At 62.0% G+C, this 24,759-nt stretch carries 22 protein-coding genes and 1 pseudogene; 13 read left to right on the forward strand and 10 right to left on the reverse strand.

Going from position 1 to position 24,759, the window contains the following annotated elements; translation table 11 throughout:
- Positions 1–5: 5 nt before the first annotated feature.
- The 8 genes from EOB80_RS01115 to EOB80_RS01150 all read right to left on the reverse strand — a co-directional run bounded on the left by EOB80_RS01115 (position 6) and on the right by EOB80_RS01150 (position 7,638).
- Entirely contained in the window at positions 6–755 is a 750-nt protein-coding gene (locus EOB80_RS01115; RefSeq protein ID WP_032899540.1) for an SDR family oxidoreductase, read from the reverse strand.
- A 24-nt stretch (positions 756–779) separates the two neighbouring features.
- Positions 780–1,883: an isocitrate/isopropylmalate dehydrogenase family protein gene (locus EOB80_RS01120; RefSeq protein ID WP_127326383.1), complete on the reverse strand. Its 1,104-nt coding sequence runs from the start codon at positions 1,881–1,883 to the stop codon at positions 780–782.
- Between the two features lie 213 nt (positions 1,884–2,096).
- Complete coding sequence (locus EOB80_RS01125) at positions 2,097–2,990, reverse strand: LysR family transcriptional regulator (protein WP_024504879.1); 894 nt, start codon at positions 2,988–2,990, stop codon at positions 2,097–2,099.
- Positions 2,991–3,046: 56 nt separating this feature from the next.
- The gene (locus EOB80_RS01130) at positions 3,047–3,331 is read right to left on the reverse strand and encodes a hypothetical protein (RefSeq protein WP_196815412.1); all 285 of its coding nucleotides are present in this window, start codon (positions 3,329–3,331) and stop codon (positions 3,047–3,049) included.
- An 81-nt stretch (positions 3,332–3,412) separates the two neighbouring features.
- Complete coding sequence (locus tag EOB80_RS01135; protein ID WP_024504880.1) at positions 3,413–4,255, reverse strand: fumarylacetoacetate hydrolase family protein; 843 nt, start codon at positions 4,253–4,255, stop codon at positions 3,413–3,415.
- Between the two features lie 150 nt (positions 4,256–4,405).
- Positions 4,406–5,020, reverse strand: coding sequence for a 3-isopropylmalate dehydratase small subunit (gene leuD / locus EOB80_RS01140; RefSeq protein ID WP_024504881.1), 615 nt, complete (start codon positions 5,018–5,020; stop codon positions 4,406–4,408).
- Between the two features lie 2 nt (positions 5,021–5,022).
- On the reverse strand, positions 5,023–6,456 hold the full coding sequence (gene leuC, locus EOB80_RS01145; RefSeq protein WP_348629032.1) for a 3-isopropylmalate dehydratase large subunit: 1,434 nt from the start codon (positions 6,454–6,456) through the stop codon (positions 5,023–5,025).
- Positions 6,457–6,891: 435 nt separating this feature from the next.
- Positions 6,892–7,638, reverse strand: a complete 747-nt coding sequence (locus tag EOB80_RS01150) for an SDR family oxidoreductase (RefSeq protein WP_024504883.1) — start codon at positions 7,636–7,638, stop codon at positions 6,892–6,894.
- A gap of 484 nt (positions 7,639–8,122) precedes the next feature.
- Here EOB80_RS01150 and EOB80_RS01155 point away from each other — a divergent pair, with 484 nt between their 5' ends.
- The 6 genes from EOB80_RS01155 to EOB80_RS01180 all read left to right on the forward strand — a co-directional run bounded on the left by EOB80_RS01155 (position 8,123) and on the right by EOB80_RS01180 (position 14,748).
- On the forward strand, positions 8,123–8,890 hold the full coding sequence (locus EOB80_RS01155; RefSeq protein ID WP_024504884.1) for a glutaredoxin domain-containing protein: 768 nt from the start codon (positions 8,123–8,125) through the stop codon (positions 8,888–8,890).
- 157 nt (positions 8,891–9,047) lie between these two features.
- Entirely contained in the window at positions 9,048–9,986 is a 939-nt protein-coding gene (gene trxB, locus EOB80_RS01160; protein ID WP_032899518.1) for a thioredoxin-disulfide reductase, read from the forward strand.
- A gap of 124 nt (positions 9,987–10,110) precedes the next feature.
- The gene (locus tag EOB80_RS01165) at positions 10,111–11,358 is read left to right on the forward strand and encodes a tripartite tricarboxylate transporter substrate binding protein (protein WP_164762481.1); all 1,248 of its coding nucleotides are present in this window, start codon (positions 10,111–10,113) and stop codon (positions 11,356–11,358) included.
- Between the two features lie 181 nt (positions 11,359–11,539).
- Positions 11,540–12,058 (forward strand): tripartite tricarboxylate transporter TctB family protein, encoded by a 519-nt coding sequence (locus EOB80_RS01170; RefSeq protein ID WP_081714390.1) that lies wholly within the window; start codon positions 11,540–11,542, stop codon positions 12,056–12,058.
- A gap of 26 nt (positions 12,059–12,084) precedes the next feature.
- Positions 12,085–13,584 (forward strand): tripartite tricarboxylate transporter permease, encoded by a 1,500-nt coding sequence (locus tag EOB80_RS01175; RefSeq protein ID WP_127326386.1) that lies wholly within the window; start codon positions 12,085–12,087, stop codon positions 13,582–13,584.
- Between the two features lie 327 nt (positions 13,585–13,911).
- Positions 13,912–14,748, forward strand: a complete 837-nt coding sequence (locus tag EOB80_RS01180; protein WP_024504889.1) for an SDR family oxidoreductase — start codon at positions 13,912–13,914, stop codon at positions 14,746–14,748.
- A 579-nt stretch (positions 14,749–15,327) separates the two neighbouring features.
- Here EOB80_RS01180 and EOB80_RS01185 read toward each other — a convergent pair.
- Positions 15,328–16,566, reverse strand: a complete 1,239-nt coding sequence (locus EOB80_RS01185) for an amidohydrolase family protein (protein ID WP_024504890.1) — start codon at positions 16,564–16,566, stop codon at positions 15,328–15,330.
- A gap of 64 nt (positions 16,567–16,630) precedes the next feature.
- On the reverse strand, positions 16,631–17,383 hold the full coding sequence (locus EOB80_RS01190) for an SDR family NAD(P)-dependent oxidoreductase (protein ID WP_127326387.1): 753 nt from the start codon (positions 17,381–17,383) through the stop codon (positions 16,631–16,633).
- Positions 17,384–17,647: 264 nt separating this feature from the next.
- On the opposite strand from EOB80_RS01190, the gene EOB80_RS01195 reads away from it, so the two are divergent.
- From EOB80_RS01195 to EOB80_RS01225, 7 genes and pseudogenes are all read left to right on the forward strand, one after another.
- Positions 17,648–18,532: a LysR family transcriptional regulator gene (locus EOB80_RS01195; RefSeq protein WP_032899521.1), complete on the forward strand. Its 885-nt coding sequence runs from the start codon at positions 17,648–17,650 to the stop codon at positions 18,530–18,532.
- Positions 18,533–18,671: 139 nt separating this feature from the next.
- Positions 18,672–19,790 carry a 3-isopropylmalate dehydrogenase gene (gene leuB, locus EOB80_RS01200; protein ID WP_348629490.1) on the forward strand — a complete coding sequence of 373 codons (1,119 nt, stop codon included), beginning with the start codon at positions 18,672–18,674 and terminating at the stop codon, positions 19,788–19,790.
- Positions 19,791–20,025: 235 nt separating this feature from the next.
- Positions 20,026–21,329, forward strand: a pseudogene (larA, locus tag EOB80_RS01205) (nickel-dependent lactate racemase).
- Positions 21,326–22,567, forward strand: a complete 1,242-nt coding sequence (locus EOB80_RS01210) for a LarC family nickel insertion protein (RefSeq protein WP_281057904.1) — start codon at positions 21,326–21,328, stop codon at positions 22,565–22,567. The pseudogene larA and the gene EOB80_RS01210 overlap by 4 nt, the downstream one beginning before the upstream one ends.
- Positions 22,560–23,348 carry a potassium ABC transporter ATPase gene (locus tag EOB80_RS01215; RefSeq protein WP_024504896.1) on the forward strand — a complete coding sequence of 263 codons (789 nt, stop codon included), beginning with the start codon at positions 22,560–22,562 and terminating at the stop codon, positions 23,346–23,348. The genes EOB80_RS01210 and EOB80_RS01215 overlap by 8 nt, the downstream gene beginning before the upstream one ends.
- 253 nt (positions 23,349–23,601) lie before the next feature.
- The gene (gene larB, locus EOB80_RS34980) at positions 23,602–23,991 is read left to right on the forward strand and encodes a nickel pincer cofactor biosynthesis protein LarB (RefSeq protein WP_245466210.1); all 390 of its coding nucleotides are present in this window, start codon (positions 23,602–23,604) and stop codon (positions 23,989–23,991) included.
- A gap of 130 nt (positions 23,992–24,121) precedes the next feature.
- On the forward strand, positions 24,122–24,733 hold the full coding sequence (locus EOB80_RS01225) for a flavin reductase family protein (protein WP_024504897.1): 612 nt from the start codon (positions 24,122–24,124) through the stop codon (positions 24,731–24,733).
- Positions 24,734–24,759 lie beyond the last annotated feature (26 nt).

Genomic DNA, 24,759 nt, shown 5'->3' on the forward strand with positions numbered 1-24,759 from the left:
CGTCATCAGGCGAAGAAGACGCCGCCATTGACGTTGACGATCTCGCCGCAGAAATTGCTCGCCCCCTTCGTGCACAGGAAGGCGATCGGCCAAGCGATCTCCTCGGCGGTGGCCATGCGTCCGAGCGGAAAGTTTTCGCGCGGAAAGTCGATGTTGGCGCTGAACGGCGTCACGACCGGTCCGGGGGCGACGCCGTTGACCAGAACGCCGCCCGGCGCAGCCTTGCGGGCAAGCAGGCGGACCAGCGCGTGCAACCCGCCCTTGGAGGTGACGTAATCGGGCGGCGTCGTCGTCAGCGTGCCGCCGTGCCAGCCGGCCAGCGAGCCGATGAGGATCAACCGGCCGCCGCCGTTCCCGGCCATGTGGGCGATGCCGGCGTGACCGAGTTCGATCGGCAGCCGGACGTTGACCGCCATGGTCCGGGCGAAGCGGGCTTCCCAGTTTGGGTCCTGGTCCCAGGGAATCTGCGTCGGAACGATGCCCGCGCAATGGACGACCGCGCGGACCGGCCCGGAGGCGAAGAGCCGGGCTATGGCGCCGGGCGTCAGGAGGTCGCCCTGGACCGTTTCGGGAACGACGTTGTGGGCGATGAGATCGGCACAGGTCGCGTCGAGGCTCGAGACATCGGCGAGCAGCAGGTCGGCGCCGAGGCTGGCGAGAGCGCTTGCCGTCGCCCGGCCGATCCCGCTCGCCGCGCCGGTGACGACAATGCGCTGGCCGCTGAGGTCGAGCGCTTCGGGAAGAGATAGTGCCATGAATTCCACCCTGAAGCTGGCGTTTCAGACCCTGGCGCGCGGTGCCAGCCGCTCGATGATCGCCCGGGCGATCGCGCCCGTGCCGTCGCTGCCGCCAATGTCATAGGGACGAACCGAGCCGGCGCCAAACGCCGCGTCAACGGCGGTCTCGATCTCGTCGGCTGCTTCCAGGCAGGCCTCGCTGCTATGGCGGGCGCCGAGCCAGTCGAGCATCATGGCGGTCGACAGGATCATCGCGACCGGATTGGCGATGCCCTGGCCGGCAATGTCGGGCGCGGTGCCATGGCAGGGCTGGAACAAAGCGTGGTCGTCGCCGATATCGGCCGACGGCGCGAAGCCCATTCCGCCGACGAGCCCGGCCCCCAGGTCCGACAGGATGTCGCCGAACATGTTCTCGGTGACCATCACGTCGAAATCCCACGGCCGGCGGATGAGGTCGAGCGCGGTGGCGTCGATCGAATGCTGGGCCGCCATGACGTCGGGATGCTGCGAGGCGACCTCGAAGAAGATCTTGCGCATGAAGGCGAACGACCGGAACACGTTTGACTTGTCGATGAGCGTCACCGTGCCCTTGCGCTTGCGCCGCCGGGCGCGTCGCTCGGCGAGCTTGAAGGAGAAGTGCGACACCCGCTCGGTGACGTCGCGCGTGATCCGCATCGTGTCGGTGGCGACCTTGTCGTCGGTCACGATGCCCTTGCCGCGCGAGGCAAACAGCCCCTCGGTCGATTCTCGCACCAGCGCGAAATCGATCTCGGAAGCGCGCGGCGAAGCCAGAGCCAGCGGCACGCCGGGAATGGCCCGGATCGGGCGCAGGCCCGCGTAGAGCTTCATGCGAAAGCGCATGTCGAGCTGGGGGGCTGGCTCGGTGCCGTCGGGATGGCGGATGTCCGGCGAACCCATGGCGCCGAACAGGATGGCGTCGGCCCGTTCGGCCGCCTCGAATCCCTCTTCGGTCATGGCGACGCCGGTCTCCTGATACTGGCGGGCGCCGCCATTGACGCGCTCCATCTTGAAGCCGATGTCGTGACGCTTCTCGATCGCCCCCAGCACCGCCGTCGCCGCCTCCATAACCTCGACGCCGATGCCGTCGCCCGGCATGATCGCGAGCCGAAAAGAGTTCTCTCTCATGAAATTCTCCCGGAGCGCCGTATCTCCCCGACGGGGATGGACGCCCACGCTTTGAATGGATGCATCGCGCTTGCCGAAGACCGGTTTGCGATCCTGGACCCGATGCTGGTGAACACGGCGCGACGTTATGATGGCTGCCGCCGACGCGACAGTATCGGTTCGGCAGGCCCCCCTTATCAAACAGCGACGATCGGCGGCGGCTGGCGATCACCGCTATGGGACGGACCGCAGGTGATCGAGCATGAACAGCGCCGCGGTCGTCAGCTGTCGGTCGTTGCGGACGCAGATGACGTGCGGACGCGTCGACCATTCGTCGAGCAGCGGAATGGCGCAGACCCGGTCGTTGCCAACTTTGTCGGCCAGCACGCCGTCCGGCAGGATAGTGATGCCGAGCCCGGCCTCGACCATACGCACGGCCGATTCGAAGGTCTTCACCTCGATGCACGTCTTCAGCGTCATGCTGAGCGCGTCGGCCGCACCCGCGAGCAGGGTGCCGAGCGAACTGGTGACGGCGAGCCCGACATGGTCGAAGCCGAGCGTGTCGGCAAAGCGCACCCCGCCCGACGTGCTGAGCGGGTGCCCGGCCGGAACCAGAACCACCAGCTTGTCGTGCCTGTAGTCGAAGACATCCAGCGCATCCGGGAAGGCCATGTTGCCCGCCAGGATACCGATGTCCGTCAGGCCCTCGATCGTCGCCTGCAGGACGCCGAGGCTCGAATCCTCGACCAGGATGATCTTCACCGAGGGATAGGCCTTGGTGAAGCTGGCGATCTGGCTCGGCATGTATTGAACGATGGCCGAGGTGTGCGCGTGAATGCGCACCTGGCCGGCGACGCCGGAGGCGAAGGTGCTCATCTCCGAGGTCATCCGGTTGATCTGGCTGAACAGGGTCGCCGCGTGCTTGGCGAGCATCTCGCCGGCGGGCGTCGCCTCGACGCCGCGCGAATGCCGATAGAACAGCGGCGCCCCGAGTTCCGATTCAAGCGAGTGGAGGCGCTTGCTGATCGCCGACGACGCGATGTTCTCGCGCGCCGCCGCCTTGCTGATGTTGCCCAGATTGTAGACGGCAAGGAAGATTCTGAGCGTCGTGAAATCGGGATGGAACATGCCGTTCTGCCTTTGTTGGGTGGAACGGCTAGTCCTTAAGCGACAATCCGGCAGCGTCAAGCGCGGCCGGATTGGGAACGGTTGGCGCCGCGCGTCAGTCCTCTTCGGGCCCGCCTTGTTCGCCGATGAGCGGGAGGAACCGGCCGCCGCCGAAATCCTCCTCCCTGTAGGTCGCGGCTGCCCTTCGTGCGGTCCTGACGAGACGCTGGCTGTAGGGTCTTCGCCGACGGGATCAAGAGCCGGCCACCGATGTCGAGCTGTTCGCGCAGGGCGGGCGGCGGGGCGGGCGCGGCAGCCGCCACCAGGATGGCGTCGAAGGGCGCGGCGTCCGGCCAGCCCATGGTGCGTCGCCCGCGCGCACCGCGACGTTGTCGTAGCCGAGTTTCCCGAACCGTTGCCGCTGTGCAGGGCGTGTGCCCCTGTCAGCCTTGGTAGAACTCCTGACGCTGCATGCCGAGGCCCTCGATGCCGAGCGTAACGACGTCGCCTGCCTTGAGGAAGATGTTCGGTTTCTGGCCTAGGCCGACGCCAGGAGGGGTGCCGGTGGAGATGATGTCTCCCGGCAGCAGGCTCATGAACTGCGACAGGTAGGACACCAGATAGCGGACGCCGTAAATCATCGTTTTGGTCGAGCCGTCCTGGAATTTGCGCCCGTTGACCTCGAGATGCATCTTGAGGTTCTGCGGGTCGTCGATCTCGTCGGCCGTCACCAGCCACGGGCCGGTCGGTCCGAACGTATCGCAGGACTTGCCCTTGGTCCACTGGCCCTGACGTTCAGCCTGGAAGGCGCGCTCGGAAACGTCATTGATGACGCAATAGCCCGCGACATAGTCCATCGCCTCGGCCTCCGACACGTATTTTGCGGTCTTGCCGATGACGACGCCGAGCTCGACTTCCCAGTCGGTCTTGAGTGATCCACGCGGGATTTCGACCGGATCGTTGGGGCCGACAATGGCCGACGTGGCCTTCATGAAGATGATCGGCTCCGGCGGCACCGTCGCGCCCGTCTCTGCGGCGTGGTCGGAATAATTCAGGCCGATGCAGATGAACTTGCCGGTGCCGGCAACGCAGGCACCGAGGCGCGGGTTGCCTTCGATCAAGGGCAAGGTCATCGGGTCGATGGCGCGTAGTGCGTCAAGACTTTCCGGAAGCAACGTACTACCGGCAAAGTTGGCCACCTTGCCAGATAGGTCGCGGATGCGGCCGTCCTTATCGAGCATTCCGGGCTTTTCCTGGCCCAACGGGCCATAATGCAACAACTTCATTTTAGGGGTCACTCCTCGACATGACTTCTCGTTCTAAAGACGTAGTCGGCAGTCGTGGCGGCCGCAAAAGCCGGAAGGTCGCGGCCGATAGACAACAAGTTCCTTGCTACGCCAAACCTGCCATTTGGGCGATGAAGGCATTCGCGCTTATCAGTCCGGAACGGTCCAGCCCTGCTCGGCCGCGTGGCGCTTCTCGAAGGCATCGATTTGGTCCTTCTGTGACAGCGTGTAGTCGAGTTCGTCGATGCCGTTTAGCAAGCAGTGCTTGGAGAACTCATCTATCTCGAAGGAATGGACCGCTCCGTTCGGGGCGGTCAGAGTCTGTGCGGCGAGATCGACCTCAATGGTCGCCCCCTGTTGTTCCTTGAGCTGGATCATGATGCTGCTGATTGCGTCGCGTTTCAGTACCACTGGCAGCAGACCGTTCTTCAAGCTGTTGGAGAAGAAGATGTCGCCAAAGCTTGGCGCGACGACAACCCGGAAACCATAGTCGGCAACCGCCCAGACGGCATTTTCGCGCGACGAGCCGCAACCGAAATTATCTTCGCCAACCAAGATCTCGCCGTGGCGATAGGGTGGCGTGTTAAGTACAAAATTTTCCCGCTCCTTGCCGCCGTCGTCGAAGCGCAGATCGTGGAAGAGATATTGGGCAAAGCCCTCGGCGCGGGGTTTCGAAAGGAAGCGCGCCGGCAGGATCTGGTCGGTATCGACATTGACGCCAGGAAAGGGAACGGCTGTCGCCGTGACCGACTTGAACGGTTCCATGGTCATTCTCCTCGCTGAAACTGGCGAACGTCGGTGAGGTGGCCGGTGATAGCGGCTGCGGCCGCCATGGTCGGGCTCATCAAGTGGGTACGTGCGCCGCGGCCCTGTCGGCCGACGAAATTACGATTTGAGGTCGAGGCGCAGCGCTTGCCGGAAGCCACGGTCTCGCCATTGGTTCCCAGGCAAAGCGAACAGCCCGCCTCGCGCCACTCGAAACCGGCGTGGAGGAAGATGCTGTCCAGCCCCTCAGCCTCCGCCTGAGCCTTGACCAGGCCAGACCCAGGCACGATCCAAGCTTCGACTCTCGGATGGACCGTCCGGCCTTTGACGACCGCCGCGGCGGATCTCAAGTCCTCGATCCGGCCATTGGTGCACGAGCCGATGAATACCCGGTCGACCGGGATTTCAGCCAGCAACGTGCCGGGTTCGAGTCCCATATATGTAAGCGCCTTCGACATGGCTTCGCGGCGCTCGGCGGTGTTGGCGCGATCCGGGTCTGGCACTAGCGCGTCGATTGGAGCGACGTCCTCAAGGCTCGTGCCCCAGGTTACCATCGGCGCGATCTCGGCCGCGTCGAGTGTGACTTCCCTGTCGAACACGGCGTCGGGATCCGAGCCGAGCTGCGACCAGCGCTCGACCGCCTTGTCCCAAGCTTCTCCCGAGGGCGAATAGGGCCGGCCCTTCACATAGTCGAACGTCACCTGGTCTGGCGCGATCATGCCGGCGCGCGCGCCGGCCTCGATCGACATATTGCAGACAGTCAAGCGGCCTTCCATGGTCAGATCACGGATGGCGGAGCCGGCATATTCGATGACATAGCCGACCGCGCCAGCGGCGCCGATCTTACGGATAATGGCGAGAATGACATCCTTGGCGCTTACGCCGAAGCCCAGTTCGCCCTCGACGGAAATCCGCATGGATTTCGGTTTGCGCTGCCATAGCGTTTGGGTGGCCAACACCTGCGTTGCCTGCGTCATGCCGACGCCGAACGCCAGAGCGCCCAGCGCGCCGTGCGTCGAGGTATGACTGTCGGCGCAAACGATGGTCATGCCCGGCTGGCTGATGCCCTGCTCGGGGCCGATGACATGCACGATGCCCTGCCGGCTGTCGGCAAGTTCAAACACGGTGAAGCCGAGCTCCTTGGCGTTCTCCATCAGCGACTCGACCATGCCGCGGCGCTCGGCGCTGGGAATGCGCGCAACCTGACGCACGTCAGTCGGCACGTAGTGGTCGGGCGTGCCGAAAATTTGATGAGGAGCTCTCGGGCGCAAGCCGCGCGCCCGAAGGAACTCGAATGCTGGCTGATAACCGTCGTGGATGAGATGCCGGTCGACATAGAGCAGCGTCTCACCGTCCGCGCGGTCGAGGATGCTGTGCTGCGACCAGATCTTGTCCAGCATGGTGAGAGCCGCGCGAGGCCGGCCTAAGCTCATCATATTTTTCTCCCATAGGAAGCAGATCAAACGAAGCAAGCAACCAAAGGCGGTGATGCTCAGCCGCAGCCGGTGAGTAGCATGGCGCCCGCCGATACGTTCGGGGCCATTTTCTAACGTAGTGACGTCCGCCCCAAGGAGTCTTTGTTGGGAAGGGTGTCATCGCAACGCGCGATGACTGGCGATTGTCGCACCGAGTTGATCGGCTCACCATCGATTCTGGCCAAGGCGTGTCGGGTGGACAGCTTCCCCTCCCGACGCTCGTCCACGGGCGCATCCAACCCGACTCCCGGCAACGGGCGTCGATCCGAACAGACCGTCCAAACTACTTATCTTCAAGCAACACGGGGGGCCCCTGGGGCTTGGAAGCCACTGCAGTTAGCTGGCTCCTAACAATGCCGCATCTCTTTCAAGGGACAGGCCCGCCGAGCGGTCATCTCAAAGCTGACTCTTGCCCCCGTCAACGACGATCTCGGTGCCCAGCATGAAGGACGAGGCGTCGGAGGCGAGGAAAAGCGCCACTTCCGCCTGCTCGGATGGATCGGCGGCGCGGCCGATCGGCACGCGTGCCTGAACGGTCGCCAGCGCCTTTTCGGCGCCGTTGGCGAACGGTCCTTCGCTGGTGAACACGGCGGTCTTGGTTGGTCCTGGCGACAGGCAGAAGACACGGATGCGGCGCGACAAGAGGTCTGCCGAAATCGCCTTGGCTAGGGCCAAGGCCGGAGCCTTCGAAGCCGCGTACAGTGCCATATTGGGCTGACCGGTCTTGGCGGCGATCGACCCCGTCAGGATCACCACGCCGCAATCGCGCATGAAGGGTGCTGCCTTTTGGACCGTGAAGAACTGGCCCTTGGTGTTGACAGCAAAAAGCTTATCGAAATCCTCGCCGGTCCAGTCGGCGAACGGCTTGAACACGGTGATGCCGGCATTGGCGAAGACGATGTCGATGCCTCCGAGCGCTTCCGAGGCAAGCACCGCACCAGCCGCGATGGAGTCCAGGTCGGAGACGTCCATGTGGACGCCGACACTACCCGGACCCAGCTCGGCTGCCAGCGCCTGGGCTTTCTTGCCGTCGCGTGCGCAGAGCGCCACACGCGCGCCTTCGCGGACGAATGTCCGCGCCGCAGCAAGCCCGATGCCGCTCGTTCCGCCGGTAATCAGCGCAGTCTTACCCGCAAGTCGCATTCACAATCCCTCAATGTTGGCGCCCGCATCCGTCTGGTGGTGAGAACCTACGGGAGGCGGCGGGTGGTAGGAGCCCAGCTCATCTTCGCCGGCACACCCCCGGGCCAAATGGAGCATGCCCCGCCCTGATAGCGTTTGACCGGCTGCTCGGCATTGAATGCTCTCTTTGCCCCTTCATGGTTCAGACGAGAGCGCCGACGCGGACGTGGCGCCAGTCTCGGCCTCTCTTAAAAGCAGGCTTCCATGATCGAAAGTCGCAAACGGGAAGGAAAGCATCGTGCCCGACGATGCCGCGGCCCGGCACATCGCCGATCACGATGCCCCCCTTCCCGAATGGCGTCTTCAGTTGCTGCCCACGACGCTTTAGACAATCCGGGGACGCTACAGTTTGCCGGCTGATCCCGACTGGGATCGCGTGGTCCGCCGCGCCGCACGCAAATCGAAGGATTTCAAGATTCTCGGTTCAAGAGCAGGAGATTTATACATGTACACCGATCCGATCAGGGTTTTCTGGGTGCCTGGATGCTCGGCCTGCGTCAAGACGAAGGAGTTCCTGACCAGTCTCGGCGTGCCGTTCGAATCCGTGAACCTGCTCGAGAACGAGCAAGGCGCAGCCGACCTCGCCAAGCTCGGCGCGAAGTCTTTGCCTGTCGTATCGCGCGGCGAGAAGTTCACCTTCGCCCAGTCGCTCGACCAGGTCGCCGAGTTCGTCGGCAGGAAGCGAGACGGCGTCGAGCGACTGCCGCCTGAAGAGCTCCATCGGCGCTGGCAGGAATTTCTCGCGGTAGCGAGATCACTGATCGTGGAGATTCCGGTGGACAAGCTCGGCCACCATCCCATTCCGAACCGCCTGGAGCGAACGGTCCTTGGCCTTGCCTATCACATCTTCCAGATACCTGACGTGTTCGTCCGCAACGTCGCGGGAGAATTCGAGGATTGGGCGCACTACGTCAATCTTCCCGCGCCTGATGACATGAAAAACAATGCCGACATCCTTGCTTTTGCCGACGCATCGATCGCGACCCTGACGGGCTGGTGGGATGGCTTGCAGGACCGCGCCTGCCTATGGACCGTCCGGACTTATTATGGCGTGCGTTCGGGCTGGGAGGTACTTGAGCGCCAGACCTGGCACTCGGCGCAGCATACGCGCCAGTTGCAGGCGGTACTCGAAGGCTTTGATATTCCTCTCTCCAAGACTGTCGACGCGAAACTCTATGACGGTCTGCCGATGCCGGTCGCCCTCTGGGAATAGCGCCGCCGCGGTTGCCAACGACGGCCTCTCCCGCCATGCCAGCTGATGGCTACGTCGGACCGCTGCTTTTCGGAGCGGGCGCGAGGCAGCGGATAACCGAGGCGGGCGGGCAATACCGTCGAGCCGGGCAAACCCACCAGCAATCCTGGGCGAACGAATGAGCACACGGGTCATCATTATCGGGTCGGGGCCGGCGGGCTACACCGCCGCCATCTATGCGGCACGCGCGCTGTGCAATCCCGTGCTGATCTGTGGGCCGCAACCTGGTGGACAGCTGACGGTAACCACGGATGTCGAGAACTATCCGGGATTCCCCGACATCGTCCAGGGCCCATGGCTCATGGAGCAGATGCAGAAACAGGCGGAACACTGCGGGGCGACTATCGTCACTGACCATGTCGAAACCGCCGATCTCAGCGAGCGGCCGTTCAGGGTAATCACGTCGTCCGGCAAGCGCTACGAGACCGAGGCGCTCATCATCGCGACCGGCGCCCAGGCCAGGTGGCTTGGCCTGCCTTCGGAAGAGCGTTTCCGCGGCTTCGGTGTCTCCGCTTGCGCTACATGCGACGGCATATTCTTCATCCGCAAGCACGTCGTGGTGGTTGGCGGGGGCAACACCGCGGCCGAGGAAGCGCTATTCCTCAGCAAATATGCGTCTAAGGTCACGCTCGTGCACCGTGGTGCCAGTTTGCGAGCGGAGAAAATCCTGCAGCAACGACTGTTCAACGACACGAAAATCGAGGTCGTCTGGGAGCATGTAGTGGATGAAGTTCTGGGCAACGAAGAACCGGCGCTCTCCGTCGAAGGCATTCGCCTCAGGCATGCCAGAACGGGTGCCGTGCAGAACCTGCCTGCCGACGGGCTGTTCGTCGCGATCGGCCACAGCCCGTCCGTCCGGGTCTTTGGCGACCAGCTCCGACAGAAGCCCGGTGGCTACATCTGGGTTGAGCCTGGATCGACGCGCACCAGCGTTCCGGGCGTCTTTGCGGCAGGCGATGTAAGCGACGATGTCTATCGGCAGGCGGTAACCGCTGCCGGCCTCGGCTGCATGGCCGCCATCGAAGCGGAACGGTTCCTCGCTCACCCTCATTCGTAATGCTTGCGGCTGCGCAACCGGGCCTGGCTCGCTCTACCATGCTTTGCCATATTCTCTCCGCTCCGCCGTCTATCGGTAAAGCATACCGCGGCACCTGGCTCCGAGCAGAAGCCTTATCCTCGCAGTGTGCGATGCCGGCATAAGAATCTACGACTCACCTTTTTGCGCCGTTTCTTTTTATAAGGTCGCCGTACTGCGCCGTCGGCCATGCCGTCGCGAAGTGCCGCGGGAGGCCAAGAGGAACGGTGATGGGCTTTTAGTTGGCGGCAGGAATTCGGGTGCGCTGTCTACGGTTCCTTTGGGACGTGACGCTAGCAAAGTCTCGCTGCGGGATGGAAGCCTCGAAAAAGCAATAAAAAGGGAGAGAAGAATGATTGGATCCTACAAAAAATCAGCCCATGCCATGCTGAGAGCGCTGTCGCTGGTACTGCTGTCGCTCGCTGGCGCCAACTGCGCCAAGGCGGCTGATGACTATCCGAACAAGCCGATCGAAGTAATCGTCGGCTACCTCCCCGGTGGCGCAACCGACTTCGCCGCCCGCGTCCTCGCCGAGTCACTGTCGACCAGCCTCGGACAGCCGGTGATCGTCAATAACCGCCCCGGCGCCTCTTCGGCAATCGCCGTTGATGCCGTCAAGCGCGCGGATCCAGATGGCTATACGCTTCTGTTTGGCAACAACGACGCGATTGCGATACTGCCGGCCGTCAAGCCGGACGTCGCCTACAAGATCCCGGACGACCTGACCTTCATTTCCCGGGTCGTCGAGTTTCCACTGGTGTTCGCTGTCAGCACGAAGCTGCCGCTCAACGCCATGAAAGATTTCGTCGAATACGCGAAGGCCAATCCCGGCAAGTTCAACTACGGCTCTTCGGGTGTTGGCGGTTCGCTGCACATTGAGGGTGTGCGTATGGCCCTGGCGGCAGGCATCAACATCACCCACGTCGCCTACAAAGGAGCTGCCGGTGCTGTGACCGACCTCGTCGGAGGCCAGATCGACGGCATGTTCGGCACGGTGAAGGACATCTCCGCCCATCTCAACACTGGCACCATCAAGCTGCTGGCCGTGACCTCTCCCGAGCGCGTACCGGTAGTGCCGGATGTGCCGACTTTGGCCGAAGCCGGCCTCGGCGACGCCACCGTCACGGGCTGGTTCGCCCTCATGGGTCCCGCGAACATGCCTAAGGAAGTCACCGACAAGCTGAGCAAGGCCGTCGCCGACGCCTTGGTCAAGCCGGAAGTGGCAAAGCGTCTGGCTGACTCTGGCCTGTATACTTCGCCGCTTGCCGGCGCTGAGTTCAAGGATTTCGTGGTCAAGCAACTCGACACGTTCAAGACCATCGCCGAAAAGCAGAACATCCGGATTACCGATTGACGGTTCGTCGCGGGCGGCTCATTCGTTTTGGGCCGCCCTAAGTCTGGCATGAACGTTGCTCGCGGATTGGAGTTTTCGATGCGAAATCCGCCATTAGCCCCATATCGCCAAGCGGCATCAAGCACCCCGAACCAGGCAGGTTCTGACCTGCCTTGGCTCCTGCTGCTTCGGCCTATGATTTATGCACCGGGTCCTCACGATGCCATCTCAACTTGAAAAGCCGAGAGACGTGATCAGTGGGACGCTGGTGCTCGCCACCGGTGCAGCGTTCCTTTACTTCGGTCGCGGGTTGACGGTCGGCAGCGCTTCGCGAATGGGGCCGGGCTACTTTCCGATCGTTCTGAGCCTGCTGATGGTCGTTCTGGGGCTTGCCATCATCGTTAACGCATTGCGTTCAAAAAGCGGGGCAGGCGAGGCGCTGACGATCCCTTGGCGTGCGCTTGTCCTCGTCCTGGGCTCGATCATGGTCTTCGCCCTAACCCTCAAAGGGCTCGGCCTGTTCATCTCGCTGGCGCTCTGCATTCTGGCGACGACCATGGCCAGCAGCTACACGAAGTGGATCCCCTCCATCACGCTAGCCCTCGTGCTGTCTCTCGTCTGCGCCTTCCTTTTCGTTTATGCGCTCGGATTGCCCATCCCGATCATCGGGCAATGGCTATCTTTCGGTTACTGGTGGCCTTCGGCTTCCCCCAGCCCGTGAAAATCACCAGCTGAAGAACATTTTTCATGGACTTCTTTTCCAATCTTGAGCTTGGTTTCCAGACGGCACTGAACCCGTGGAACCTGCTGTACTGCTTCGTCGGCTGCCTGCTAGGCACAGCTGTCGGGGTCTTGCCGGGTCTCGGGCCGGTGGCAACAATTGCCATGCTTCTGCCGCTGACCTTCAGCCTGTCGCCCGACACGGCGATGATAATGCTGGCCGGCATCTACTACGGTGCGCAATACGGAAGCTCCACCACCGCCATCCTGATCAACCTGCCGGGCGAAGCCGGCTCGATCGTGACCGCGATTGACGGCTACGAGATGGCCAAGCAGGGCAGGGCGGGTCAGGCGTTGGCGGTGGCGGCACTGGGTTCGTTCTTCGCCGGAACGGTCGCAACGCTCATCCTGGCGCTGTTCGCTCCGGTGCTGGCCGGCTTTGCGCTGAAGTTCGGCCCGGCAGAGTATTTCTCCCTGATGGTGCTCGGCCTCGTTGCATCAGTTACGCTTGCGTCAGGTTCGCTGCTCAAGGCGTTCGCGATGATCGTGCTGGGCCTGCTGCTTGGCCTGGTCGGGACCGATGTCGAGAGCGGCACGCTGCGATACACGTTCGGCATACCGAGCTTGGCCGACGGGCTCGATTTCGTCGCGCTCAGCATGGGCGTATTCGGTATCAACGAGATCATCTTCAACATCGAGCATGAGCAGAAGCGCAACGTAATTGTTCGCAAGGTGAGCAAACTCATGTTGACGGCTGCGGAGCTCAAGAGCGTCATAGCCCCGGTCTTGCGAGGGACTGGCATCGGCACCGTGCTTGGGATCTTGCCCGGCGGTGGCGCAGTCCTGGCATCGTTCGCGGCCTATGCGGTCGAGAGCCGTGTCTCGAAAAACCGGTCGCAGTTCGGCAAGGGCGCTATTCAAGGGGTCGCGGCGCCAGAAAGCGCCAACAATGCCGGCGCGCAGACCTCATTCATCCCGATGCTGACGCTCGGCATCCCCTCCAACCCGGTAATGGCGATGATGATCGGCGCGTTGGTTATCCAGGGCATTACACCTGGCCCGAATGTCGCCACTGAGCAGCCGGCCCTGTTCTGGGGTCTGATCGCCTCGATGTGGGTCGGCAATCTGATGCTGGTCCTGCTTAACCTGCCTCTGATTGGCATATGGGTGCGGATGCTGATGGTGCCGTACCACTACCTCGCTCCGGCGATCGTTGCGATTTGCTGCATCGGCGCTTACAGCGTCTACAACGACTCGTTCAGCATCTACACAATGGCCCTGTTCGGCCTCGTCGGCTACATCCTGATCAAGCTCGACTTCGAACCAGCGCCGCTGCTGCTCGGCTTCGTGCTGGGACCGATGCTGGAGGAGAACCTGCGGCGGGCAATGGTGCTTTCCCGTGGCGACCCGACCGTGTTCCTCACCCGGCCCGGCAGCCTCATGCTGATCGTTCTGGCCGCGATACTGTTGGTCCTGGTGCTGTTGCCCAGCATACGCTCGAAGCGCGAGGAAGCGTTTCAGGAGTGACTTCGGGTAGGAGGGAAAAACCCGGCGCGTCAGGCATCTCAGCCAGCGATTGAGTCCTTCCAAAAATGGTGTCGCGCAGGTCTTGACGGAGTTGCATGGGAGCTATCCGAATTGCGGACGGTCGACCGACGCGATTGGCAAGTGACGCCGTGGCCAAGGATGAGCGCTGGTGGCATCGTCCGAGACGATGCATCACTTCCCAATCGCGACTGGGGCTAACGCCGTCGTATCATTATCAGAACTGCGTCGCCTCCTGGGCGACTAGTTGGCCCGTTGTCATCGGAACGTTCCCGATCGACGGACTAAGCCACGCAATTGGGAGGATTTATGCCGTATTCGGATTTCAAGGGGAAGGTTGCGATCATAACGGGGGCCGGTGCAGGTATCGGCCTTGCCATTGCTGAAGCGCTTGTCAAGGAAGGGGTGCGTGTTGCTGGCATGGATATCAATCTGGATGGTGTGAGCCGGGTTGAGCAGCGCGTTGGGAAAGACAAGTTCCTTGCCTTGCAGGTCGACATCACTGATCCGGCGAATTGCAAACGGGGCGTGGATGCTGCTGCAGAGCATTTCGGTGGATTGCATGTCCTCATCAACAATGCCGCGCTCGGCATGAACGCCGTGCACCCACATTACGAGACTCTCCCCTTGCAGATCGAAGACGTCAGCGAAGAACTGTGGAAAAAATTCATGCTGACCAATGTCTGCGGCACGTTCAACATGTCGCGCCAAGTCGTTCCGCGCCTGCGTCCGCAGAAATGGGGCCGCATCATTAACGTCAGCACGAGCTACTTGACCATGATGCGGCCGGGCTTTTCCCCCTACGGACCGTCAAAGGCGGCTCTCGAAGCATGGTCGATGATGCTGTCGCGCGAACTCGATGAATCAGGCATCACCGTCAACGTCGTGTTGCCGGGCGGGCCGGTAGACACGGCCATGGTTCCCGATAGGGATGGCCTTGATCGCGAGACGCTTATCCGCCCCGAGATGATGGCTCCGATGATTCTGGCGCTCTTGACCAGCGAGGGCGACAAAATAACCGGCAAACGCTTCCTCGCGGTCGATTGGGACAATACGATCAGCGACCCGCAGCTTCAGACCCACCGGACTGCGGCCTGGCCGGAGCTAGCCACTCCGCTCGCAGCGTTGGCGCCGAAGAAGGGGTGAATGTCCTCCATGGACTAACCTCCCATGTACAGCGTGGCGGGAGGGGAACAACCAGCCAGACAAGGGATTTGCCTCTTTCCGGCAAGACAGCTCTCCTCGAGGGAGGCCGGGTCGTTGACCGGCTTGATGAAGTTCTGAAAACCGCTGAAGCGGGCGCGTGCCCAGTTGGGCAAAAGATGCGTCCGTCATGGCAGACCGCACGGCCTCAACCAGCGGATAAACGATCACCAGAACCAGAAGTATGGCGATCGGCGCCAACAGCAAATAGGGCAGCCCTTCAAAGCTTTGGCGTCGCCTCTTCGAACGAGCTATGTCCTTCCACTCAGCAGTTACTGAAACTTCGCTCAAATGCGCGACCTCCAGCGATGCGCGGACACCAGGGCGGTCGAATTCAGCATTGGGATAGTTGGCTGGACGCGCGCTCAGAGCCTTCGATGGGATGGACCTCGTCGCGTTCGACGATGTAAGGCGTGAACGCGGAAGACTTGTCGATATCCAAGTGACACAGCCGGTCCGCCCCCGGAGCGGACATCTCAAGACTGGCAAAAGGATGGCGGCGTGATTGGTCCCAGCGTGAGCCTAGGCTGCGAGCTGGTTCTTCACGAATGCACCATCCTTCATGATGGCGGACATGTAGCGGCCTTGACTGCCCAGCGCAGACAGATCCTTCACGGGATCCTTGTCGACCACGAGGAGGTCGGCAAAGGCGCCTGCCGCGATCGTGCCGACCTTGCCTTCCATACGGACGAGTTCGGCGGCGGTAAGGGTTGCCGATTTGATCACCTCGATCGCCGGCAGCGCCTCCGCGCGGATCAGGAACTCTTCGGACTGATAGCTGTGCATCGAGCCCAACACGTCGGTGCCGTAAGCCAGCTTGACGCCGGCTGCCCGCATCGTCTCCAGCGATTCGGGACCTCTTGCGCGCACCCATTTCAGGCGTTCCACAAAGCCGGGATCCAGCTTCAGCGCATCGGCCTCGCGGATCTGCGCTTCATAGGCGGCGATCGTCGGCGTGACGATCGCACCTTGCTTCGCAGCGGTGGCAGCGGTTTGAGGGGTAATAAGTGTCGCGTGTTCGATCGAATGAATACCGCATTCGAGTGCACGTGCGACGGCCTCGTCGGTGTGGGTGTGCACCGACACATACATCTTGGCCTTGTCGGCTTCGTCCTGGAACGCGCGCAGCTCATCCATCGAATAGCCGAGATATGGCCGAGGAAAATGGGAGGATGCCGCGCCGCCATTGGCCATCACCTTGATGAATCTGGCGCCCTTGCGAACCTCGTCGCGAGCGGCACGGCGGCAGTCGTCGACGCCGTCAACGATGCGTCCTACCGAGCCGAGTTGGTCGAGTTGACGGTCGCCACTGATCATGTCGTAGCGCGTCCGATAGTCCGAATGGCCGCCGGTCTGCACCATGGCCTTGCCGCAAATGACCAGGCGAGGACCTTCGATAAGACCCTGCTCTATCGCATGGACCTGAGCCACAGTCGCGCCGCCGAGGTCGCGCACGGTGGTGAAACCGCGATTGAGCATGCCCTTCAATATCCGCACCGAATGATAGGCGACGAGTTCGTTTGGCAGAAACGAGTTTTCGGCCGGATCGGCAACTCCGGAATTGATGTGCACATGGCAATCGATCAGGCCCGGCATCAAAGTCTTCCCGCGCAGATCGAAGCGATGCGCGTTGCTATCCCGGATCGGCTTGTCTGAAACCTCGTCGATAACATTGCCGCTGACGCGGACGAAACGGTCGTGCTCGCCGTCCTCATTGGAGCCGTCAACGATCCGCGCGTTTTCGAATATGTAGGAAGGCATCAGCAGTCTCCTTGTTGGATCGGTGCGCCGCCACGTGCGTCGCGGAATTTGACGGGCGCTACGGTCAGTAGGTTGCCCTGCCGCCGGAAAGATCGAACACCGCGCCGGTGGTAAAGGAATTCTCCTCTGACGCCAGCCAGCAGATCATGGAGGCGGCTTCGCCAAGTTCGAGCATGCGGCCGCGCGGAATCTTGGCAAGCATGTACTCGATGTGTTGCGGTGACTGCTCCATTGCCCCAGGCGTCTTGGCAACCGCCGGAGTGACGCAGTTGACTGCGATGTTCTGCCTTGCGAGTTCCTTGCCCAGTGACTTCGTCAAGGCGATCACGGCTGCCTTCATGGAGCTGTAGGCGACCGCGTTGGGGTTGCCCTCCTTGCCGGCAATGGAGCTGAGGTTGACGATGCGCCCGTAGTTAAGCTCCCGCATATGAGGGACGATGGCGCGGCAGCAGTTGAAAGTCCCTATCAATCCCACACTCAGGACCTGTGCGAAGGCCTCGGGTGGATATTCCCAGGTCGGCATGTTCGGCCCGACCAACGCCGCATTGTTGATCAGTATGTCGATCTTGCCAAACCGTTCCAGCGTGTGTGCAAAGCCCGCTTCCACCGACGCGAGGTCGCCAATGTCAGTCTCAATCCCAAGCACGTCGCGGGTTCGTCCAAGCTGATTGAGAGCCTTTTGCAACGCAGCGCCATCGCGATCCCAGATCGCTATCCTGGCACCGGATGCCAGCATCCGCTCGCTGACTGCGAACCCGATGCCCTGCGCTCCGCCCGTGACAATCGCTACGCGCTGGTCAAGATCATATCGATTCATGGTCGAAGACGCACTCTGATTGAATTATTGATTGAAGCATGTTCCACGGGGGAACCGGTGGCGATTTCGCGACAAGCGCGTGCCAGAACGTATTGACTGCGATGGTCTTTCGCAAAAGACTTCGTTTGGAATGGCTGCTTCGCGATCCGCGATGATGCCCTTGCGACAGTTGCATCCGTGCGGTCAACAGCTATTAGCAGTGACTGGCTGCGTGTTTCGCAGGCGCCTGGCATGGATGGAATATGCCGGAGAGGGGGAGCTACATTGCGTTTTGACCTTCTTTCGCTTCAGCTGTTTGTCGCCGTTTGCGAAGAGCAGAGTATCGCCAAGGCGGCCGATCGCGAGCACATCGCGGCATCGGCGGTGAGCAAGCGGATTTCCGATCTCGAGATACGCCTCAGTACGCCTTTGTTTCACCGCAGCTCGAAGGGACTGGAGCTGACCGCGGCAGCGCAGGCGCTGCTCCACCATGCGCGCGTCGTGCTCCGCGACTTGAAGCAGATGGAGATTGAGCTTGCCCATCACGCCAGTGGCGTCAGCGGGCAGGTCCGCATTTTTGCGAGTGTTTCGACGATCATCCAGCATCTGCCGTCGGATCTGAGCAACTTTCTGGGGACGCATTCGGCCATTCGAATCGATCTGGAGGAGGGCACCAGCCAGCAGGCCGTGGACGCGGTGGCCGAGAACGCTGCGGATATCGGCGTCTTCGGTGGCGTCGTGCCCCGTCGCGGTTTGAAATACATCCCCTATCGCAGCGACCGCCTCGTGGTGCTGGCTCACAGGGACCACCCGCTAAGCTCGCAAACTTCCGTCAAGTTCGCCGACCTCCCGGATTATGACCTGATCGGGCCAAGCAGGGGAAGTTTTCTGGATATGCTCGTCATTCGCGCTGCGGCTGAGCTGAGCAAACCGTTGAAAATGCCAATCCGGGTCAACGGGTTCGAGACGGTGTCGACAATGGTAGAGGCGCAGATGGGCGTCGGCCTCGTGCCGGCGGGATGTGCCGCCCGTTATGTAACGGGTGGCATGCTTGCGGCAATCGCGCTCGACGAGCCTTGGGCAGTCAGGCAGTGGAACATCTGCGTTCAGGACAGTCAGGGCCTGCCACCACCCGTGAAGCTGCTGTTGAAGCACCTTACCAACAGTTGAGAGGCTGGTCCGCCGGCTAACCGGTGCGTCGCGTCCGACGATGCGAGCTTTCCAAAGGACGACTTCGAAGGGTCCGGGTCGGCCCATATAAGTCCTGCCGCAGAGAGGGCCGAGCGAATGCGCCCGCCTCTTCAACTCAATTTCGGAAGGCAAGGCCTTGAAGATAGTAGTGCTCCCAGGAGACGGGATCGGTAAGGAAGTGACCGCGGAGGCAGTAAGGGCGCTGCACGCGGTCATCGGTAGTGAACTCCCGCTCGAACTCACAGAAGCCGTAATCGGAGGTGAGGGGCTGGAGCGCTTCGGCGATGCCCTGCCGCCTGATACCCTCGACATCTCACGCAAAGCTGATGCCATTCTGCTTGGCGGAACCGGCGTTCCTGAGGATGAGAGGCGAGCGCCGAGCGAGGGGGCCGGTTACGGCCTGCTCAAGCTGCGCAAGGCCCTCGGTCTCTATGCTAACTTCCGCCCGGTCGTGCTTTATCCCGAGCTTGTGGACGCCTCCACACTCAAGCCCGAAATTGTCACGGGGGTCGACCTGATCATCTTGCGTGAACTGACCGGCGATCTCTATTTCGGCCAGCCGCGTGGTGTCTCTCGTGACGAGACTGGCGCGCGTGTCGGCATCAACACGATGCGTTATACCGATGCCGAGATCGAGCGCATAGCGCATGCGGGCTTCCAGGCCGCCGCGAAACGACGTAAGAAACTGTGTTCGGTTGACAAGGCAAACGTCCTTGAAACGATGGCGCTGTGGCGCGAGGTCGTTATCGAAGTCAGCAAGCAGTATCCCGATGTGGAATTGACGCATCTCTACATTGACGCGGCGTCCATGGCCTTGATCCGAAATCCCAAGCAATTCGATGTTGTCGTGACGGGCAATGTCTTCGGCGATATCCTCTCCGATGCGGCGGCCATGTTGGCCGGCTCAATCGGAATGCTGCCGTCGGCCTCCCTCGGCGATCACAACAAGGGCCTATACGAACCGGTCCATGGCACCGCGCCGGACATCGCTGGCAAGGACTTGGCGAACCCACTGGCCGCAATCCTTTCGGTTGCCATGATGCTCCGGCAGTCGTTTGGCCGCGACCAGCACGCTTCGCGTATCGAGCAGGCCGTACGGTCAGTGCTGCGCGAGGGGTATCGGACCGCAGACATCTATCAACCCGGCTGCAGGAAGATCGGCACGAGGGCCATGGGTGAAGCAGTTGTCGAGGCGATCCGCAAGCAGAAGGTTGGCGGGGAGGCGGAATTTGCCTGACCGGCCGCTATGACCTGCTGCTCTCGCGGCAAGTCGGTCGCGTCCGCATCGCCGATTGCGACGACAGGTCTCCAAACCGAGACTTACTTCGGTTGACTGACCAGCGGTACTCGAAGGCAAGCCAGACATGTTCGAGCGACGTCACGTGGCCGAAGAGGGCTGGATCAGCCGCCGAACATCATAGGTGCCGGGCCGTAGCGACGGACGGCGGATCGTGAGAGCCGAGGGACGGCAGATGAAACATGGCGGTCCTTTCGAACTTGCCTTCGGTCGTGGATTGCTGAAGCTGGCATTGCCGCAAGGCGCGGAGCCGACAGTAATCCGGAAGGCGTTGTTGCCAAAACTCTTCGACGCCTCTTCAGCAATTGCATCCGCCTTCGCGAATCCGATTGGCTCCGAGCCTTTAGCCCGTCTGGTGGTCGGGCGTCGGAGCGCCTGCATCCTTATCTGCGACATCACGCGCCCGGTGCCGAACCGGCTATTCCTACGCGTCATGATCGAGACAATGATCAAGGCGGCATTCCCGCGGACAGGATCGATGTGCTCGTTGCCACCGGCCTTCATCGTCCGAACGAGGGTGTGGAACTGGAGGAACTGGTCGGCGATCCTTGGGTTCTGAAGACCGTCCGCGTCACCAATCATTTCGCACGCAACGAACACGACCACGTCGATCTGGGACATACGCAGACGCGTGGGACACCGATCCGGATCAATCGGCTTTTCGCGGATGCGGACCTCCGTATCGCTACAGGCCTGGTCGAGCCCCATTTCATGGCAGGCTGGTCCGGTGGTCGAAAGGTTGTCGCCCCCGGCGTTGCCGGCCACGAAACCATCCGCACCTTCCACTCGGCGCGTTTCATGGAAGACCCGCTGTCAGTCCAGTGCAATCTGGTCGGCAACCCGCTCCATGAGGAACAGTTGCAGATCGTACGCAAGGTTGGCGAAATCTATGCGTTGAACACCGTGCTCGATGAAGATCGCGATCTGGTTTGCGTGACCTTTGGCGAGATCATAGCCAGCCATCTGGCTGCGGTCGATTTCATCGCTGACACGACGATGATCGACGTGCCGCGCCGGTTCAAGACCGTGGTGACGTCGTCTGCAGGCTATCCCCTCGACAAGACCTACTACCAGACGATCAAGGGTATGGTGACGCCGATCGACATTCTCGACCCGGGCGGGACGCTGATCATCGCCTCGGAATGTTCGGAGGGCTTGGGCAGCCACGAATTCCGCCAGGCGCAAGCGCGCTTGGTGGAGATGGGACCCGAGCCATTCCTTGCCACGCTTACGGCGAAGACGCTTGCCGACATCGATGAATGGCAGACGGAGATGCAGCTGAAGCCGATGCGGGTGGGCAAGATCCAGCTCTACACGACCGGGCTAGATCGCGAGGAACGCCGCATCACCGGAGTTGAACTGGTCCCCTCGGTAAACGACGCAATCGCGGCCAGTCTTGAACGCCATGGCGACCCCGCCGTTGCCATCATCCCGGAGGGACCATACGTCATTCCGATCTATCGGCGGGCAGGACTGTGAGACGCGTCCACCTCGATGCAGTCGGCGGCATCGCCGGCGACATGTTCGTCGCGGCAATGCTCGACGCGCTGCCTGACCTGCGAGAGCGCGTACTTGCCGACGGCGCTGCAGTGCTTCCGGTTGAGGCCGGTGGCATTGCCTTCGAGGAAGGCGAGAGCCTGTCGATGCGCGTGCGGCGCTTCGGTCTGGTCGCGAAGCGCGCGATGTCGGCTGCAGCGCCACACGCCCATGCGAACGCATATGGTGATGATGATGGCCACCATCACCATCACGATCGCAACCAGATTCCTGATGAAGCGCATGCAGGTAGTTTTGCTGACATGGTGGCACGCATCAAGGCCGCGGATCTCCACGATGGAACGGCTGCCAGGGCCATTGCGATACTGACGATCATTGCCGAGGCGGAGGCGGCCATCCATCGCGTGCCGGTCGAAAGGGTACATTTTCACGAGATCGCCGACTGGGACTCCCTGGCTGACGTCGTCTGCGCCGGCAGCATCGCAGCGGCGCTCGACAAGACGGTGTGGAGTGTCTCGGCTCTGCCGCGAGGCGGTGGCCTTGTGCACACCGCCCACGGACTGCTGCCCGTTCCCGCGCCTGCCACGGCCGCGATCCTGACCGGTTTCGAATGGCGCGACGACGGCATATCAGGCGAGCGCGTGACGCCGACCGGCGCGGCGATCCTTAAACATCTCACAGCGCCTGGTGCTGGCGGCACGTCTGGCCGGCTTGTGTCGTCCGGAACAGGCGCGGGGACGCGGCACCTGCCCGGGATGCCGAACATTCTTCGCGTTCTCGTCCTAGAGAACGAAGTCTCAACTCCGAGCGACACCATCAGTGTCATCGAATTCGAAATCGACGACATGACCGGCGAAGAGATGGGCGTCGCCTGCGATCGCCTCAGGGCAACGGACAGCGTGTTGGATCTCTCCGTGGGGCAGCGCCTCGGCAAGAAGGGGCGTCCCGCCTCGTCGTTCCGGCTTCTGGCGAGACCGGAACTGGCCGATCAGGTGACGGCCCGGTGTTTTGCCGAGACATCGACAATTGGCTTGCGCCTGCGGGAGGAACGCCGGCTGGTCCTCTTCCGGGAAAACGTCAAGGCTGCCGGACTTGCCGTCAAGGCGGTCCTCCGGCCATCGGGCATCACACGCAAGGTGGAAAGCGATGCCCTTCGAGGCGGAAGCCTTGCCGAGCGCCGCGCCATGAAGTGGCAGGCCGAGACGACCGACGATGAATGACATTGCGCCGGCACAGCGTCTTGACCGCGTTCTTGACCGTTTCGAACAGCTCGCCATTGCTGTCAGCGGCGGCGTGGATTCAGTGACGCTGGCAGCCTTCGCACATCGCAAGCCGGGCCTTGCGGTGACGGTAATCCATGCCGCCTCACCAGCCGTTCCGGAAGAGGCGACGGCACGCGTGCGGGGTCTGTCAGATACCGAAGGCTGGACGACCCTCGTCATCGGAACTGGCGAGTTCGAGGATTCACGCTATCGGGACAATCCCTCGAACCGCTGTTATTTCTGCAAGACCAATCTCTACGATCGGATACGCACACTGACGCCGCATGTGATCGCGTCGGGTGCCAATCTCGATGATCTCGGCGACTATCGTCCCGGGTTGCTGGCTGCCGCCGAGCGCCAGGTGGTACATCCCCTCATCGAAGCGGAAATGGCCAAGGCCGACATTCGCGCGCTTTCTCGCGAGCTTGGCCTGGGCTCTGTCGCCGAATTGCCCGCCCAGCCATGCCTGGCAAGCCGCGTCGAGACGGGAATAGCGATCGATGCCCGCGACCTCGCATTCATCGAGAAGGCCGAGCGGCATCTGGCTGACATTGCCGCCAGTGGCGTTACGTTGCGCTGCCGGATTACGCGGTCAGGCGTGGTTCTGGAACTCGGCGACGGCGTGTCCGCGCAGAAGCATCTGCTGGTCGAGATCACGCAGCGGCTTTGCGCCGAGGCAGGACGCGTCTTCGTGGGCGCCCGGCCCTACAGCCGCGGCGCGATGTTCATGCGCCCATGAACGACTTTCAACTCGACTGGCAACGCAGCAGGCGCACCGGAGTGCCGGAGGCGGTGCTATGTGAGCATAAGAGCCCGACCCAGGTGGCCGCCATCATCGTCGCTGCTTCCGAGAAAGGAGAGCGGCTGTTGTTCACGCGTCTCGACGAAAGCCATTTTCTGGCGCTCGATTTCGCCATTCGCAGTGCACTTGATTATGATCCACTGTCGCGCACTGCGGTGCTGGGCGGTCCATGCCCGTTGCAAGCACAGGTGTGGGCATCGTGGCGGCGGGCACGTCGGATATGTCGGTCGCACGGGAAGCCGCCCGAGCGCTCTGCTTCAACGGCCATGACGCGCCTATCGTCGCCGATGTCGGTGTCGCCGGATTGTGGCGGCTTACTGAAAGGCTCGACGAAATCCGGATGTTTCGGGTTGTTATCGCTGTCGCCGGCATGGAAGGCGCGCTCTTCAGCGTGCTCGCCGGGCTGATCGCGGCGCCGTTGATCGCTGTACCGACATCTGTCGGCTACGGCGTGGCCGCCGGCGGATATGTGGCGCTCAACGCAGCGCTCGCGAGTTGCTCGCCGGGAGTTGTGGTGGTCAACATCGACAATGGCTTTGGCGCAGCGGCAGCCGCGGTGAAGATGCTTTCAATGCGTTGACGCACCAGCCTCGCTAAGCGCGATGCGCGCGTTCCGATATAGAGCAAACAATCGATTTTGCCGGTGCTAGAAAGGCGTGGCGCCAGCCAAACTGGTCTGCCCCGCCAAATCATCGGAGGTCCCCACGACAATGCAGTTCGACTTCTCCGAGCTGAAGCCGCTTGACCGGCACAAACTTCTATCCTCGACGATCACGCCACGGCCGATCGCATGGGTCACGACCGTCGCGTCGGACGGGGTGCGCAATGCAGCGCCATTCTCGTTCTTCAATGTCTTCAGCGAGGATCCCCCTGTCGTCGGTTTCAGCATCGTCGACCGGTCTGCAGGCGACAACAAGGACACAGGACGCAATATCCGGATGTCGGGCCAATTCGTCGTCAATCTGGTCGACGAGGATCGGCTGGACCAGATGAACATAACCGCCGCCGAGTTTGCGCCGGAAATCGATGAGTTTTCGCGGTCCGGGCTTGCAGAGGAAGCTTCAGTGACGATCGCCGCGCCGCGAATTGCCGAGAGCCCCGTCTCCATGGAGTGCGTGCTGCACAGCATTGTTCCTCTCGGGGTATCGCGCTCGCTCATCCTGGGAACGGTCCAGATGATGCATATACGCGACGACATGCTGATCGACCCGGTTCGCTTCCATGTCGATACACAAAAATTGCGCCTTGTCGCCAGGGCACAAGGAAACACCTATGTCCGCACGACAGACGCGTTTGAGTTGCCGAGAATCTCGGCGACGTGACAGGGCCGGCGGTTCGCAAGCCTGAC

This window comes from Mesorhizobium sp. M7A.F.Ca.MR.245.00.0.0, assembly GCF_003997415.1.
Classification (GTDB): Bacteria; Pseudomonadota; Alphaproteobacteria; order Rhizobiales; family Rhizobiaceae; genus Mesorhizobium.